This is a genomic window from Streptomyces sp. NPDC002446, assembly GCF_053595675.1.
The window spans coordinates 15846-32459 of record NZ_JBSFYC010000020.1; the positions used below are offsets into that span (position 1 = coordinate 15846).

The window sequence follows — 16614 nt, forward strand, 5'->3', positions numbered from 1 at the left end:
CACTAGATTTTCGACGGAGAGGGCCGGGAGTGGACGGGTTTCGGGAAAACCGCAGGCATACGGGTCCGTTACGGGGGAAGCAAGTGGACAATGCCGCGTCCGGTGGAAGGTGCGGGAAGGCGTGAGCGTCCGTGGCTCCGGGGCCAATTGGTGTGCGTTCGGCGGACCCGGCGTCAACAGCCCCTTCTGGTACGGTGAAGCGCGGATGGTGTACACAACGGAGAGGTAGCCGTGGTTATTGCGGGTGACGACGACATCACCGGGTGATCCCCGGATGTCGACTGCCACCGCTGTGCACGGAGAGTGCGCAGTGCCGTGGCCGTGCCCCCACGTGCTGTGACCACCCATCCCTTGGGCGCCTTTGGTGCGCCCGCATTGTTTGCGAGGCCTGCGTACATGTCCGACGCCAGCATCGTCTGCTCGAATCTCTCCTTCTCCTGGCCCGACGGCACTCCGGTGTTCCAGGACCTGTCCTGGTCCCTGGGGGACGGCCGCACCGGTCTGGTCGCGCCGAACGGTGCGGGCAAGTCCACCCTGCTCAAGCTGATCGTGGGCGCGCTGCGGCCGAACCGCGGATCGGTGACCGTCCAGGGCCTGCTCGGCTACCTTCCCCAGAGCCTGCCCCTGACCGGCGACCTGACCGTGGCCGAGGTGCTCGGCATCGCCCCGGTCATCGAGGCGCTGGACGCCATCGCGTCCGGGGACGTGAGCGAGGAGCACTTCGCCACGGTCGGCGACGACTGGGACATCGAGGAACGCAGCCGCGTCCACCTCGACCGCCTGGGGCTCGGCGACATCCCGCTGACCCGGCGGCTGCACTCCCTCAGCGGCGGCCAGGTCGTCTCCCTCGGCCTGGCGACCCAGCTGATCAAGCAGCCCGATGTGCTGCTGCTGGACGAACCGACCAACAACCTCGACCTGGACGCCCGCCGCAGGCTCTACCAGGTGCTGGAGGGCTGGAACGGCGCTCTGCTGGTGGTCAGCCACGACCGGGCGCTGCTCGACCGCATGGACGGCATAGCCGAGCTCGAATCGGGTGACATGCGGTTGTACGGCGGCAACTACACCGACTACGAAGAGGCGGTGCGCGCCGAGCAGGAGACCGCCGAGAAGAACATCCGCACCGCCGAGCAGCAGGTCAAGCGGGAGAAGCGGGAGATGCAGCAGGCCCGTGAGCGGGCCGCGCGCCGGGCCGGTGTCGGTGCCCGGGCCGCCGCGAAGGGCAGCATCTCCAAGATGGCCGCGGGCACGCTCAAGCGGCGCGCCCAGGAGTCGGCGGCCAAGGCGAACGACACGCACGGCCAGCGCCTGGCCGACGCCAAGGCCAGGCTGGATGAGGCGAGCCGGATGCTGCGGGACGACCGCAGGATCTCGCTGGAGCTGCCCGACACCAATGTTCCGGCGGGCCGCACCGTCTTCCTCGGCGAGGGCATCGGCGTCCGGTACGGCGACCGGGAGCTCTTCGCGGGCGAGGGGGTCGACCTCACCATCCGGGGGCCGGAGCGGATCGCGCTGACCGGCCGCAACGGCGTCGGCAAGTCCACGCTGCTGCGGGTGATCAGCGGGGAACTCGCCGCGGAGCGCGGGGAGTTCAAGCGGGCGGACGGGCGCGTCGCCTATCTCTCGCAGCGGCTGGACACGCTGCCGCTGGACCGCACCGTCGCGCAGTGCATGGCCGACTACGCGCCGCACAAGCCCGAGGCGGAGCGGATGAACCTGCTGGCCCGCTTCCTCTTCCGCGGGGCCGCGGCGCACCTCCCGGTCGGGGCCCTGTCGGGGGGCGAGCGGCTGCGCGCCACCCTGGCCTGTGTGCTGGGCGCCGAGCCGGCGCCGCAGCTGCTGCTGCTGGACGAGCCGACCAACAACCTCGACCTCGACAGCGTCGAGCAGCTGGAGGGGGCCCTCAACTCGTACGAGGGCGCGTTCGTCGTGGTCAGCCATGACGAGCGGTTCGTCAAGGAGATCGGGGTGAACCGCTGGCTGCGGATGTCCGACGGCCGTCTGCAGGAGACGGGGGCGCCCGGTGATGAGTGACGCGGCCCCGCAGCCGGCCGGCGGGCAGGACATCCTGTCCGCCGACCACCGCTCGGCGCATCTGCTCGCCGAGAACCTGCACTGCGTGCTGGGGGACCGCGTGGTGCTGCGCGATGTGTCGCTCACGGTCGCCCGGGGCGAGCGGGTGGGCCTGATCGGTGAGAACGGCCGGGGGAAGTCCACCCTGCTGCGCGCCTTCGCCGGTGAACTCGCCCCGCAGCGCGGCCAGGTGGTGCGCGCGGTGACGGGCCGGGTGGGGTTCCTGCCGCAGCAGCCGGACTTCCCGGCCGACGCCACCATCGAGGACGTCCTCGCGCGGGCGACCGCTCAGATCGGGGAACTGTCCGCGCGGATGCGCGCCGCGGAGGAGCGGATGTCGTGTGACGAGGGCGGTCTCGACGCGGTGCTGGAGGAGTACGGCCGTCTCCAGGAGGAGTTCGACCGCCGCGGCGGCTGGGAACTGGGCGCCCGCATCGGTGAGGTGCTGGACGTGTTCGGCCTGGCCCGCCTGGACCGAGGCCGCCGCGTCGGGGCCCTCTCGGGGGGTGAGCGGGCCCGCCTCGCCCTGGCGTCGCTGGTACTCGACGAACCGGCCGGGCTGCTGCTCGACGAGCCCACCAACCACCTCGACGACCGGGCGGTGGACTGGCTCGTCCAGTGGCTCGCGTCGTACGAGGGTCCGTGTCTGATCGCCTCGCACGACCGGGTGCTGCTGGACACGGCCGTCACCGCCATCGTCGATCTGGACGGCCCCCGCGGTGCCACCGTGCGCTACGGCGGCGGCTACCGGGACTACCTCGCCGAGCGCGCCGCGGCCCGGGAGCGCTGGTGGCAGCGGTACCGCGAGTGGAGCAAGGAGCTGGCCGAGGCGCGGCGGCGGCTGCAGCGGGCCCGCGCGGGCGGGCGCGTCTTCAGCGGCCGGGCCGACAACGACAAGCTGTCCTACGACGCGGCCGGCAGCGGCGCCGAGCGGGCCGTCGCCCGTACGGGCCGCGCCGCGCAGCTGCAGCTGCGGCGGCTGCTGGACGATGCGGTGCCGCGTCCGCCGGAGCCCCTGGACTTCGCTCCCCCGCAGTCCGCGGACCCGGCCGAGGAGGTTCCCCGGCCGGCCGACGGTGTGCTGTTGCGGGCCACCGGTCTGGCCGTCGGGGAGGTGCTGCGCGGTGCGGACCTGGTGCTGGCCGCCGGCAGCCGGTATGTGGTCAGCGCTCCGAACGGCGCGGGCAAGTCGACGTTGCTGTCGGTGCTGGTGGGCGAGCGGGACCCGGACGCCGGGGCGGTGGAGCGCGCGCCGGGGCTGCGCATCGGGTATCTGCCGCAGGACAGCGACTTCGGTGCGGAGCGGCGTGGTCTCCTCGACGCGTTCGCCGCGCGCCGCGCGGTCCATGCCGAGGACGCCGCGGCCGAGCTGACCAGGTTCGGCCTGTTCGGTCCCGAGGACTTCGGCACTCCGGCGAACCGGCTGTCGGTGGGTCAGTGGCGGCGCCTGGAACTCGCGCTGCTCTTCGCCCGGCGGCCGCATCTGCTGCTGCTCGACGAGCCCACCAACCACCTCAGCCTGGTCCTGGTCGAACAGCTCCTGGCGGCGGTGGAGCGCTTCACGGGGCCGGTCGTGATGGTCACCCACGACCGTGCCCTGCGCGAGCGCCACCGCGACCGGCTTCTGGAGCTGTCCGGCGGACGCCTGGTCCCGATGGCCTGAGCGCCTGGGACCCCGCGTCCGCCGGAGGCCGCACCGCGGCTCAGCGGATGTAGCGCCCGTCCAGGTACTTCTTGGCCAGTTCGAGGTAACGGGTGTCCTCGGAGTTGCGGATCAGCTCGAAGAAGAGCATCTCCCGCGTGATCAGGTGCACCCCGAGCTGGCGCAGGCGGGCCAGGCCCAGCTCGTGGTCGGCCTGGTTGCGGGCGGAGACGGTGTCGGCGAGCACGAACACCGTCTTGCCCTGCTCCAGCAGGCTCAGCGCCGACTGGAGGATGACCACGTGGGTCTCCGCGCCGGCCAGCACGTACTGGTCACGGCCGGAGGCCGCCACGTGGTCCGCGATGGGCTGCTCGCGCAGGAAGTCGAAGTGCTCCTTCTCCAGCCGGGGCGCGCCCTTGGCCGCCTCGTCGAGCGACAGGGAGGGCCCGCCCAGCTTCTTGTGCTCGGTCAGCAGCAGCGGAACGTCGAACTCCCGCGCCACCTCGGCCACCCAGCAGGTGTTGTGCAGCAGCTGGGTGCCCTCAAGCAGCAGTGGGATGAGCTCCAACTGCATGTCGAAGAGGACGACCGCCGCCTTGTCCTTGCTTACCAGCATGTCCCGCAACCAATCTGTTTCCGTGAGGAGTTGAGCATCCGGATGTCTGCGGCGTTCCGGGTCAGTCCCGTTCCGCCCAGAACTCCGTCAGCGTCTTGTTGAAGGCCCGCGCCGCGGTGAGCGGCACGTAGTGCCCGTGGTCCTCGAACTCGCGCACCTGCACCCCGGGGATCTTGGAGTACTGGGCGACCGCCTCCGCGTCGAGGACACAGTCGTGGACTCCGCGGATCACGAGGCAGTCCGCGGTGATGTCCGGGAGCCGGTCGACGACGTCGAAGCGCGTCAGGTCCGTGTAGTAGCAGCGCAGGATGTCCATGGAGGCGTTCCCGCTGAACTTCTCGGCCAGGTTGCCGCCGGCGCCGAACACCGCTTCCAGCAGGCCCCCGTGCACACGCAGCTCCTCGCGCAGGTCGAGGGTGCGCTCGAAGGCGTCCTCGCCGTAGCGGGGCGCGCAGCTGACGAGGGTCAGCGAGCCGACGTGCTCCGGGTGCCGCAGCGCGGTCAGCGTGGAGACGCAGCCGCCCAGGGACCAGCCGACCAGGTCGGCCCGGCCGCCGACGGTGTCCCGCAGGAAGTCGGCCACCTCGTCCGCGAGCGCCTCGAAGGAGAAGCGCCCCTCGTCGAAGGGGACGTCCTGGTGCCCCGGGTACTTGGGGACGTAGATCTTGCGGCCCGCCCGGAGCAGCGCCGGGATCTGCTGGGTCCACGCCCGCCGGTCGCAGTTGAGCGGGGGGAGCAGCAGGGTGGGCCGCCCCGTGTCGCCGTACTGCGACCACTGTGTCTGCGGTGGCGTGTGGCGCGCGCGGCGCGGGGTGTGCGCCGCCGCGCCGCCGCGCTCGCCGGTGGCCGGTGCCTGCTTCTTCGGCCCGGCCGGCCTGCCGCCGATGGCGGCGGCGAGGTCGGCGACCGTCTCGTGGCGGAAGAGGTCGTGCGCCTTGATGGAGCTTCCGGCCTTCTGGTAGGGGCTCAGCAGCTGAACGGCCGAGAGTGAGTCCAGGCCGAGCGAGACGATCTTGGTGCCGGGCAGGACCTGGTCCTTCTCCCCGTCGAAGCCCAGCAGGTCCGACAGCTGAGCGCACAGTTGCCCGACGAGGGCCTCGTCCACGGGCTCCGGCTCAGGTTCCGGTTCCGGTTCCGGGGCCGCCTGCGCCTGTGCCTGCGGAGGGGCCGGGGTCCCGGCGGGAGCTTCCTCGATCACCCAGTGCCGCCGTTTCTCGAAGGGGTAGGAGGGCAGCGCGATCCGGGCCAGGTCGGCCGGTGCGTCGAGCCGCCGGTTGAGGGCGGGGGTGTCCTGCTCCCGCCAGAGGACGACCAGGTCGCGCAGGTCGTCGCCGAGACGGTCGGTGTCCACGGTCCGGGGTGCCGGGCCGTCCTCCCCGTCCCGCGTCAACGCGTCGAGGCCGGTGCGAAGTTCGTCCCGGGTACGGGCAATGAGCACCTGCTCATGGGTGTGGCGCGGGCGCCGCAGCAGAAGCTGGGAGAGGTCCCAGAGCCGGTCCTGCGGCAGCTCGGCGACCAGCTCCCGCAAGCGGTGGGCCAGCGCCGCGAGGCTGTCCGGTGACTCGGCCGACAGGCAGAAGGGCAGCGCCCGCCCCGGGCGCCGGTCCACCGCGGCCTCGTCCGCCGGCGTGTCCGGCAGCTTGCGCAGGACCACGTGCCCGTTGGAGCCGGTGAAACCGAAGGCGCTGATGGCGCACAGCGGCTTGTCCTGCGGCCACGGCAGCGGTTCCCGGTTGACGCTGAACGGCGCGACGTCGAGGTAGGAGACGTCCTCGTCGGTGGCGGCCACCGGCGGGATCGTCTCGTGGTGGAAGGCGAGCAGCGCCTTGATGACGCTCGCCAGCCCCGAGGCCACCAGGGTGTGCCCGATGAGCGGTTTCACGGCACCGAGGTGGCAGCCGTCGCTGCCGGCCCGGCGGAAGGCGGACTTCAGGCCCTCCAGCTCGATGGGGTCGCCCAGCGGCGTCCCGGTGCCGTGCGTCTCCAGATAGGCGATCTGCGAGGCGTCGATCTTCTCGCGCTCGTAGAGCTCGGCGATCAGCCGGCCCTGTGCCCGGGAACTCGGCGCCATCAGGCCGTTGGTGGTGCCGTTGTGGTTGGTGCCGGTCGCCTGGACCGCTCCGTAGATCCGCAGTCCCCGGGCCCGGGCCTCGTCGTAGCGCATGACGACGAGCGAGGCGGAGCCCTCGGCCGGTACGAATCCGTCGGCGGCGTCGGTGAAGGGCAGCGACGCGCCCTCGGGGGAGCTCATCCGGGAACGCTGCGCGAAGCGCAGCACCTCCGGGGTGCTGAAGACCGACACGGCGCCGACGACCGCGCCACGGCACTGTCCGGCCCGGATGTTGAGCGCCGCCTCGTGCAGCGCCGCCAGCGACGAGGAACACGCGCTGTCCAGCGTGATCGACGGGCCGTTGATGTCGTAGAAGTAGGAGATGCGGCCCGACAGCGTCGAGGGCGCGTTGCCCAGGAAGCTGTGGGTGCCGTAGACGATGTCGCTGCGCTGCGCCACCAGGGAGCGGTAGTCGCCGGGCAGGCCGGCGACGAACACCCCGCAGTCCAGGTCGCGCAGGTCCGCGGCCGTCAGATAGCTGTCGTCGACGGCGTGCTGCACGGTCTGCAGCAGGATCCGCTGCTGCGGGTCCATGCACTGCGCCTCGTTCGGCGAGACGCGGAAGAACCGCGCGTCGAAGTCCTGGTGTCCGTCCAGGAAGCCGCCGCCGAAGGAGGCGGCGTCCTCCTCCCCCGCCCAGCGCTCGGTGGTGCCCAGGGCGCTGCGGCCGAGCCGCAGGCGTTCCCAGTACTGCTCCAGGCCGTCGCTGCCGGCGAACCGACAGGCCATGCCGACCACGACCGGGGTGTTGTCCTCAAGCAGCTCGTACATGCCCACTCTCGATTCCATGGCGCGCCGTTGCCTTGCCGGTACCGGTCACTCGAACCAGAACCGGTTCTGTTCGAACGCGTAGCCCGGCAGATGCAGCCGGCTGAACCGCCCGTCGTCGAACATCGTTTCCCATGCGAACTCCTCCCCCTCCACATAACGGGCCCGTAGGGCCTCCAGCGCCGTGCGGTGCCCGGGGTCCGCCGGGTCGGGCAGGGTCACCGGGTGCGTGGTCAGCCGCTGGGGCCGGCACTTGGCCGCCTCCTCGGGCCGGGCCTCCGCCAGCAGCCGACGCAGCTCCGAGGCGCTGGAGACGATCCAGGCCATGCGGTACTCGAAGTGGTCGCGGCCGGCCGCCAGGGTGTGGGCGAGGTCCGCGAGGTCCGCGCGCTCCGCCTCGGGGCCGCGCAACCACTCCAGCAGGTCGTCCCGCATCCGGGTGAGCGAGCCGCGGGAGCGGGCGCTGAGCGTGATGAGCCAGTGCGGCCGCGACGGCCTGCGGGCCGGTGGCGGGGCGGGCGCCTCGGAGAGGACCGCGTGCGCGTTGGACCCGCCGAACCCGAAGGAGCTGACGCCGGCCACCAGCGGTGCGCTCCGCTCCCACGGCTCGTTCTCCAGCAGCAGCCGGAAGGGCGATCCGTCGAGCTCGACGAGCGGGTTGCGCTCCTTGAAGTTGATGTTCGCCGGCAGGCGGCGGTGGCGCAGGCACAGCAGCAGCTTGAGCAGCCCGGCGATCCCGGCGGCCGGCTCCAGGTGGCCCACGTTGGTCTTCACCGCGCCCAGCGTGATGCTGCCCGGCTCACGGTGCGGAGCCAGTTGGCCGAACGCGGTCCGCAGCGCGCTGGTCTCGATGGGGTCGCCCAGGTTGGTGCCGGTGCCGTGCGCCTCGATGTGGGAGACGCGGGCGGCCAGCTCCGGTGTGTAGACCTTGTTGAGCAGGGCGACCTGGGCTTCGGGGTTGGGGGCGGTCAGCGAGTTGGAGCGGCCGTCGTGGTTCTCGGCGACCGCCTCGATCACCGCGAGGACGGCGTCGCCGTCCCGCAGGGCGTCGTCGAGCCGCTTGACCACCACACAGCCCACGCCCTCGGCCCGCACATAGCCGTTGGCGTCCTTGTCGAAGGTGGCGCAGCGGAAGTCGGGGGAGAGCACCCCCAGTTTGCTCGCCGCGTCGGTGGCGGCCGGGTCGACGAGCACGCTGACGGCGCCCACGAGAGCCACGTCGCACTCCCCCGCCGCGAGCGAGAGCACGCCCCGGTTCAGCGCCACGAGGCCGCTCGAACAGGCGGTGTCGACCGTCTGGCTGGGGCCGGTGAAGTCGAGCAGGTGGGACACGCGGTTGGCCAGCATGGCGTGCGCGTTGCCCGTGACGGTGTACGGGTGGGCCCAGTCCTCGCCGTGCTGCAGCGCTGCCTGGTACTCGCTGAACTGCACACCGGCGAAGACGCCCACCTCGCGCAGTGCTCCGGGCGCGTAGCCGGCGTCCAGCAGGGCGTTGTAGGCGCTCTGGAGGAAGAGCCGGTGCTGCGGGTCCATGAGCATCGCTTCCCGGGCGGAGAGCCCGAAGAAGGAGTGGTCGAACGCGTCGAAGTCGTCGATGGTGCCCGCGAAGTACTGCTTTTCGCGGTCCTTCCAGCGGTCGACGGCGCGGATGGCGTTGCCGTTCTCGACGAGCAGCTGCCAGAAGTCCGCCAGGTTCGCGCCTCCGGGCATGATGCCGCTCATCCCGATCACGGCGTAGCGGCCGCGTCCGGTGGCCGCCGGGCCGCTGCCGGGGTCCGTCCGCGGGGCCGTGGCGGTGGCCGTGGCACCGGTGACGGCGGCGGTCCGCGCCCCGGCGGCGGACGGCGACGGCTGCGGCACGGTCTGCTCCGGCGCCTTCGCCGGTGCGCCCTGGTCCCTCAGGTAGGCGCTCAGCGAGGGGACGCTGCTGTATTTGAAGAGGGCGTTGGGCGGGGTCTCCACACCGAAGTGCGGGCCCAGTTCCTGGGCCAGGCGCTGGAGCATCACCGAGTCGTAGCCGAGGTCGCCCCAGGTGCTGTCGAAGGCGACGTCCTCCGGTCGCAGACCGGTCTGTGCGCATACCAGCTCCACGAGCCGTTCGCTGATCTCCTCCAGCGTCGCGCCGGGGCGGGCGGCCGTGCCCTCCGCCTCCGCGGCCGGGGTCGCACCGTCCGTGCGCGGTGTCGGCCCTGCGGCGCCGGGCAGCAGCCGCTGCCGCATCCGCGCCACGTCGCCGACGCAGGGGATGACCTGGTGGCACCCCTCCGGCAGGCCGTCGAGCAGGTCGAGGAAGAGTTCCGCGCCGCGCCGCGAGGAGAGCGGCTCCATCCCGAACTGGCCGCGCAGGAATGCGGCGAGCGCCTCGTACTGCTCGCGCCGTTCGTCCTCGGCGTCCAGCCACAGCGGCCAGTTGACCGACAGGCTCAGGCCGCTGCGCTCGCCGTCGGCCACGCGCCGGGCGCGCTCGGCCGCGAACTCGTCGAGGAAGCGGTTGGCGGCGATGTAGTCGCTCTGCCCGGTGTTGCCCATGACGCTGGAGATGGAGGAGAAGACGCAGAAGAAGTCCAGGCCCAGCTGAGCGGTGTACCGGTCCAGGTTCAGCGTGCCCTGCACCTTCGGGGCGAGCACCGCCTCCGCGTCCTTCGCCGACTTGTTCTGCACCAGGGCGTCCTTGATGACGCCGGCGGAGTGGATGACTCCGTCGAGGCCGCCGAAGCGTTCGCGGATCTTCTCGATCAGTTCCCGGGTCCGGGCCGCGGAGACGATGTCCGTCTGCTCGTAGTGCAGCCCCGGCGACGCGGCGATCCACTGCTGCTGCTCGGCGTTGGGCGCGGAGCGGCCGACGGCGATCACCGTGGCCCGGTGCCGCTCGGTCAGGAGTTCGGCGATGGCCCGGCCGACCTTGCCCAGGCCGCCCGTGAGGAGGTACGTCCCCCCGGTGCGCAGCCGGACGCCGTCGGCAAGGCCGAACTCCGTCAGCTCGCGCGTCTGGCGGGTTCCGTCCGCCCACCTGACCTCGGTGAGCGGCCGGCGGGCGGCGCGCAGCTCGTCCAGCAGCGGCTCCCAGCCGTCGGCGAGCGCGTCACCGGTACCAAAGCGGCGGGCCTGGACGGTGCGGACATGCGGGTTCTCCTCCGCCAGTCCGTGCAGGAATCCGGCCCTGGTGTGCACCTCGGCCGCGTCGGCCTCACGGGTCACGCCGAGGAGGGTGGACGGGGTGCGGCAGCCCTGCAGGGCCTTGGCGAAGGACAGCTGCGACGCCACCGTCCCCTCGCGCCGGAGATCCACCCAGTACAGGTGTTCCAGGCCCAGTTCGCCGGTGAGGTGTTCCAGGGCGCGCCGGGCGGCGGTGTCGTCGCCGTCGGGCAGCTCGATCCGGTCCGCCTCGATGACCAGTGCGTCACCGGGTGTCACCCGGATCAGCCGGGTCCCCTCGGGCGGGTCGGGAAGCCGGGGCTCCTGGCTGCGGTCGGTGAGGACGAGGACGCACAGCACCGGGGTGTCTGCCGGGCCGTCCGCCGGGTGCGGCCGCCACACCGGAGTAAGCAGCAGTTCGGCGGCGTCGCCGGCCGTGCCGGGGGCCGGTGCGGCCAGGGCCGCGCGGGCGGGCCGGTTCGCGTGGTCGAGGGTGTCGGCCACGTACCGCTCGCGCTCGAAGGGGTAGAGCGGGGCGTCCACCAGCATGCGGACCGGGAACAGCGCCGTGAAGTCGGGGTTCTCGCCGTCGAGGTAGGCCGAGGCCGCCTCGGCCCAGGGGTCGCCGGCCGGTGGGGCGGCCGGGGAGGTGGTGTCCGTGTTTGCGAGCAGGTCGGCCAGCTGCTGCGGGCTCTGGGCCCAGTAGCCGCGCCGGACCCGGAAGTGCTGTCTGGCGCAGCACAGGGTGTAGCTCAGCCCGTACAGGTACGAGGCCGTGTCGGGCGCGTCGCGCAGCGCGGCGAGCAGCTGGTCGGCGCGTCGCCGCACGGCGGCCTCGTCCCGCCCGGACAGCGGGATGAAGTAGCGCGGGAACTCGGGGGCGGGGCCGGTGTGGCGGGGTGCCGCGAACTCCTGGATGATCGCGTGCCCGTTGGCGCCGCCGGCGCCGAACGAGCTCAGTCCGGCGAAGCGCGTGGGTGCGCTGCCCCGGGGCCAGGGCTGGACCTCCTTGACCAGCGCGAAACGCGAGTCCTCCAGGTGCAGGTCGGGGTTTTCGAGTGCGCAGTGGAGGGTGGGCGCCAGGGTCCGGTGGGTGAGCTGCTTGACGACCTTGACGAGCCCGGCCATCGCCGCGGCGGACTCCAGGTGGCCGATGTTGCTCTTCACCGAACCCAGGTAGGCGCGGCCTTGTTCGGTCCCGCCGTAGGCCTGCCGCAGCGCGCGCGCCTCGATCGGGTCGCCGAGCCGGGTGCCGGTGCCGTGCGCCTCGACGTAGGTCACCGCGGACGGTTCGATCTCCGCTTCGGCCAGGGCCGAGGCGATCACGCGGTGCTGGGCGCGTTCGGACGGCACGGTGAAGCCGGCCGTCCTGCCGCCGGAGTTCACCGCCGTCGCCCGGATGACGGCGTGCACCCGGTCCCCGTCGCGCAGCGCGTCGGACAGCGGCTTGAGGACCACGGCGGCGGTTCCCTCACCGGGGACGTAGCCGTCCGCCTCCACTCCGAACGCCTGGCAGTGGCCGGTGGGGCTGAGGAACTTGCCCTCGGACAGCAGGCGGTACTTCCCCGGGTGCGTCATGAGGTTGACGCCGCCGGCCACGGCCAGCGCGCAGTCCCCGGAGCGGATGCTGCGGACCGCGAGGTGCAGGGCGGTGAGCCCGCCGGAGCACATGGTGTCCAGGGCGACGCTGGGGCCGTGCAGGTCGAAGGCGTAGGAGACCCGGTTGGCGATGGCGGCGAAGGAACTGCCGATCACCCGGTCGGGCGCGGTGAGGTCCTGGTAGTGGCCGAACATGGCGGCCACGAAGACGCCCACGTCGTCGGTGGGCCGGGCGAAGTACCCGGAGTCCTCCAGGGCGTGGTAGACGGACTGCAGGAAGCGCCGCTCCTGCGGGTCCATGAACCGTGCCTCGCGGGGCGCGATGTTGAAGAAGACGGGGTCGAAGTCCAGGGCGTGGTCGAGGAATCCGCCGTGGCGGCCGTAGGAGGTGCCCGGCTCGTCCGGCGCGAAGGAGTGGCTCTCGCGCCAGTCCCAGCGGTCGCCGGGTATCACCCGTACGGCGTCGTCGCCCCTGAGCAGGGCCTGCCAGAACGCCTCGGTGTCGGCGCCGCCGGGGAACTCCCCGGCCATCCCGACGATGGCGATGTCGTCGGGGCGGTAGGCGTCCGCGGCGGGGGTGTCTTCGGGAAGGGCGGGGGTGAGCGGTGCGGGCGCGAACTCCCGCTGTGTGACGGCGACTTGGGATGCCGTTTCGGCCGCGTGGTCCGCCGGGGCCGTCGGCGCGGGGGCCGCGGCGGGCTCCGGTGCCTGCGGCTGATCGAGGGCGAGGGCGGGTTCCAGCTCGGCGGCGAAGTTCTCGACCAGGTGCGCGCCGAGCGCCGCGACGGTCGGGTACTCGAAGAGGACCGCGCGGCTCAGCCGGGACGACCCCGCGATGTCCAGGCGGTTCTCGATGTCCCTGCTGACGCGGATGCTGCCGACGCTGTCGAGCCCCCGGTCCAGCAGGTTGTCGTCGTCGCGCAGGTTCCGCAGGCCGCTGTGGCGGATGATGAGTTCCCGCAGCCACTGTGCGGTGCGGGCGGGCAGGTCCGGGGCGGGGGAACCGGCACCGGCGGGTGCGTCCGCGGCGGCCCCCGGCGACACGGCCGGCGGTTCGGTGTCGGCGTCGGCGTCGGCGTCGGCGTCGGCGTCGAGGCGCACCTGTCCGTCGTAGGCGACCAGGTGACGTGTCCCGGTGGCGAGGGCCGACAGCAGGAGGTCGCAGGCCTGCTCGGGGGGCATCGCCCGCAGCCCGGAGCCGTCGTCCGGCATCTGCATGCCGTCGGTGTCCCACAGGCCCCAGTTGATGCTGTACCAGTCGGGCCGGTGCGCGGACAGCCGGTCGAGGAACGCGTTGGCCGCTCCGTAGGCCGCCTGGCCGACGTTTCCCGTGACGCTCGTCAGCGAGCTGAAGTGCACCACCGTGCCGGGCCGGTGCGGACCGGTCAGGGCCGCCAGGTTGAGGCCGGTGGCCACCTTCGGCCGCAGGACGTTCTCCAGGCGGTCGGGGGTCAGGTTGTACAGCAGGCAGTCGTCCAGCACTCCGGCGAGGTTGAACACCGCCTTGACCGGCCCGAACCGGTCGTGGATGTAGCGCAGCGCGCCGTCGAGCGCCTCGGGGTCGTGGGCCGCGGCGCTGAGGTAGCTCCGCACGCCCGCTTCCTTCAGCGCCGCCTGCGCTTGGGGGCCGGGCGTGCCGCGCCCCAGTACAAACACCTGGGCGCCGCAGTGCCGGCTCAGGTACCGGCACAGATGACGTCCGATGCCGCCGGTACCGCCGATGACCACGACGGGGTCGCCGTCGCCGAACACCTCGTGCGGCCGCACGCTCTCCAGCGGCTGCGGCGCGTGTTCACGGCGCGCGATCCGGTCGCCCTCGGCCCGCAGCACGGCCCCGGGGTGCCGGGCACCGGCCGCGATCCATGCGCGCAGCCGCTGTGCGGTGACGGGGTCACCACACTCGACCGCCGTGTGGACGAGCGGGCACTCCAGCGCCGCCGTCCGGGCCATGCCGTCGAGCAGCGAGCAGAGCACGTCGCCGGTACGGGACAACGTCACGAGGTGGACGCGGCGCCCCGACTCGCGCACGGCCTGCAGCAGGGCCAGGGCGGCGCGGGCGAACCGCACCGCCGGGCCGTACTCCGGCGTGCCACCGGACGGCCCGTCGCCCCATGCCACCACCAGGGTGGTGGTGGGACTCCCCCCTGCTCGTCCGGGAGCAGGGGGGAGGGCGACGCGCCGTCGCAGTTCCTGCCCGATCCGGTCCTCGCTCTCCGTGGCGGGGTCGGCGTACCAGCACTCGGCGCCGATGGAGCGGGCCGCCGACGCGATGTCCTCCCGGTCGGTGACCACCACAGTGGTGCCGGCCTGCTCGCCGGGCACGTCCGAGGCGGCGAGGTCCTTGTACCGAGGTGCTAGCGATTCCATGGGTCATCCCCGTTTGAGAAAGTGATGGTGCCCACCGGGCGGTTCATGCGCGACGCCGGTGCGGGCTCCGGCTGCGGCCGGTCGGATCGGGCCGGAAGGTGTCCGCTCATACACCCATGAATTCCTTGATGCCGCGGAACTGCCCGAGGGCAGGAGCGTCGTCCGGGAACGGGTGCGGAACGCCCAGCCGGTCCGCGATCACCATGCCGGAGACGATCGCTCCCTCGTGGCCGGTGACGCTGGTGTCGGTGCCGCAGAACCAGAGGTTGTTGCGGCCCTGGATCTCGCTCAGCCGCTTCTTGCGGCGCACGTCCACCGGGCGGAGCTGGGGCAGCTTCCACGTGCGGCGGGTGAGGACGCGCTCGGGGTCGACCTCCTCCTGCGGGTCGAAGGTGATCAGGATGGGCGAGTCGACGTTCCGGTAGGGGTGGAGCACGTTGCAGTTACGGGTGAGGCTGCCCATCTGCTCCTCGGCGCGGGCGAGTTCGAAGCCCTCCGGCATCCGGAACTGGCAGTAGGCGTCGCGGCCCACCGGGCTGAGCCAGCTCTCGTCCTGGTGCAGCACGCTCTCGACCGGTACGTACGCGAAGTCCCCGAGCAGCTCCCGGTACGTCGGGTCGGAGGTGCGCAGCATCCCCAGCGTCACGTCCGCGTGGGTGGCGAACACGACCTGGTCGAACTGGTGCTCCTGCCCGCCGGCCACCACCGTCACCCCGTCGTCCGTCGGGATGACGGCCTCGACGGGCGTGTTCAGGCGGACGCGGTCGCCCAGCTCGCTCTCGATCCTGGCCAGGTAGCTGTGGATGCCGCCCTGTGCCTTGCGCCAGTAGCCGGCGGCGAAGAAGGAGAGCAGGTTCATGCTGAAGGACAGCGCGACGTACATGAGGTTGTAGTCGAGGGACGGCGCGTGACAGCCCGAGTAGATGCTCAGGATCGGGTTCATCGCCTTGTACTTGAAGCTCTTGGAGTACCCGTTCTTGTCCAGGTACTCGCCGATGCTCATGTCCTTGTACGAGTCGTCGCCCGAGGTGGGCAGCTGGTTCATCTCCTGATGGAACCGGTCGAACTCCTCGTGCAGCTCCTCGCGCAGCTCGCCGAGGAAGTTGAGGTTGTTCCACGACTGCTGCTCACCGGGGAAGTCCACGTGCACCGAGGACGGGGCGACGTAGGTGCCGATGCCGAAGTCGGTCAGCAGCCGGAACAGGTTGGGCGAGAGCTTCTCGTTGAAGTGCTCCACGCCCATGTCCACGTGGAGGGTGCCCTGGTCGGTCTCGACCGGGTGGCTGTAGGCGTGCCCGCCCAGGTACGCGCCCGCTTCGAAGAGCGTGACGTCGTGCTTTCGGGCCAGCTGCCAGGCCGCGACGGTGCCGGATCCGCCACCACCGATAACGGCGATCCTGCTGTTTGCTGTTTCCACGGTCATCACTTCCTGGGCTCGGCCTGCGGCGAGGATTCGTCGCCGAGGATCTCTGCGCTCAATTTGGTCAGCACCCGGCCGGGACCGATCTCGTCGAAGGTCCGGTGTCCCGTACGGGCTAGATGGGTCACGGTCTGCCACCACCGCACCGGCTTCACCAGCTGGAAGACCATCTCCTCCAGCAGGTGCTCGGCGCCCAGCGTCCGGCCGCTCGTCGTGGAGACCACGGTCTTGGTGGGCGGCGCGAACTGCCGCTCCCGCAGGAACCGCGCGAACTCGCGCCGGGCCGGCTCCATGTGGCGGGAGTGGAAGGCCCCGCTGACCGGCAGCCACACACAGCGGTGGCCGATCTCTTCGAGGCGCGGCACCAGCTCGTCCAGGCTCGGCCGCGCCGCGCTGAGGACGACCTGCTCCGGGCTGTTGTAGTTGGCCACGTCGACGTCGAAGGACTCCAGTTTGGCGAGGTGTTCGTCGATGTCGTTCGCCTGCGGTCCGAGGACCGCCACCATCGCCCCGCCGCGCGCCTCCTGCATGAGGGCGCCGCGCCGCGAGACGATCTCCAGCCCCTCGAAGAGGTCGAAGACGCCGGCCGCGAACAGTGCCGGGTACAGCCCCAGGCTGTGGCCCGTCACGCAGCGCGCCCGCTCGTCCCCGTGCTCCTCGGTGTACGCCAGGTACATCAGGCAGCTGACGAAGTAGATCGCCTGCTGTGTGTAGGAGGTCTCGCTCAGCAGTCCGTGCGGGTCCTTCAGGCACAGCTCGCGCAGCGAGTAGCCGACGATCTCGTCGGCCCTGTCGCACAGCTGGGGATAGGCGTCGAACACCTCCTTGCCCATGCCCAGGCGCTGTGAGCCCTGCCCGGGGAACATCACCACATCGATGGCCAT

Annotated in this window: 7 protein-coding genes; 2 read left to right on the forward strand and 5 right to left on the reverse strand. The window is 71.9% G+C overall.

Translation table 11 applies throughout. The annotated features are described in order from the left end of the window. Window positions 1-396 precede the first annotated feature (396 nt). On the forward strand, window positions 397-2034 hold the full coding sequence (gene abc-f / locus ACWD6P_RS14235; RefSeq protein WP_451444362.1) for a ribosomal protection-like ABC-F family protein: 1638 nt from the start codon (window positions 397-399) through the stop codon (window positions 2032-2034). Next, on the forward strand, window positions 2027-3736 hold the full coding sequence (locus tag ACWD6P_RS14240; protein ID WP_451444363.1) for an ABC-F family ATP-binding cassette domain-containing protein: 1710 nt from the start codon (window positions 2027-2029) through the stop codon (window positions 3734-3736). The genes abc-f and ACWD6P_RS14240 overlap by 8 nt, the downstream gene beginning before the upstream one ends. A 40-nt stretch (window positions 3737-3776) precedes the next feature. Here the strand turns inward: ACWD6P_RS14240 and ACWD6P_RS14245 are convergent, their stop codons facing one another. From ACWD6P_RS14245 to ACWD6P_RS14265, 5 genes are all read right to left on the reverse strand, one after another. Further along, entirely contained in the window at window positions 3777-4331 is a 555-nt protein-coding gene (locus ACWD6P_RS14245) for a hydrolase (RefSeq protein ID WP_451444364.1), read from the reverse strand. Window positions 4332-4392: 61 nt separating this feature from the next. Further along, window positions 4393-7230, reverse strand: coding sequence for an alpha/beta fold hydrolase (locus tag ACWD6P_RS14250; protein ID WP_451444365.1), 2838 nt, complete (start codon window positions 7228-7230; stop codon window positions 4393-4395). A gap of 27 nt (window positions 7231-7257) precedes the next feature. Then, window positions 7258-14310, reverse strand: a complete 7053-nt coding sequence (locus ACWD6P_RS14255) for an SDR family NAD(P)-dependent oxidoreductase (RefSeq protein ID WP_451444366.1) — start codon at window positions 14308-14310, stop codon at window positions 7258-7260. 106 nt (window positions 14311-14416) lie between these two features. Further along, window positions 14417-15727, reverse strand: coding sequence for an FAD-dependent oxidoreductase (locus ACWD6P_RS14260; protein WP_451444367.1), 1311 nt, complete (start codon window positions 15725-15727; stop codon window positions 14417-14419). Window positions 15728-15732: 5 nt separating this feature from the next. Beyond that, window positions 15733-16614 carry an ACP S-malonyltransferase gene (locus ACWD6P_RS14265; RefSeq protein ID WP_451444368.1) on the reverse strand — a complete coding sequence of 294 codons (882 nt, stop codon included), beginning with the start codon at window positions 16612-16614 and terminating at the stop codon, window positions 15733-15735.

Coding starts and splice junctions, on each gene's coding strand:
- ACWD6P_RS14265 (WP_451444368.1), bottom strand. CDS start 16,614: ATGGCCATCGATGTGGTGATGTTCCCCGGGCAGGGCTCACAGCGCCTG.
- ACWD6P_RS14250 (WP_451444365.1), bottom strand. CDS start 7,230: ATGGAATCGAGAGTGGGCATGTACGAGCTGCTTGAGGACAACACCCCG.
- abc-f (WP_451444362.1), top strand. CDS start 397: ATGTCCGACGCCAGCATCGTCTGCTCGAATCTCTCCTTCTCCTGGCCC.
- ACWD6P_RS14240 (WP_451444363.1), top strand. CDS start 2,027: ATGAGTGACGCGGCCCCGCAGCCGGCCGGCGGGCAGGACATCCTGTCC.
- ACWD6P_RS14245 (WP_451444364.1), bottom strand. CDS start 4,331: ATGCTGGTAAGCAAGGACAAGGCGGCGGTCGTCCTCTTCGACATGCAG.
- ACWD6P_RS14255 (WP_451444366.1), bottom strand. CDS start 14,310: ATGGAATCGCTAGCACCTCGGTACAAGGACCTCGCCGCCTCGGACGTG.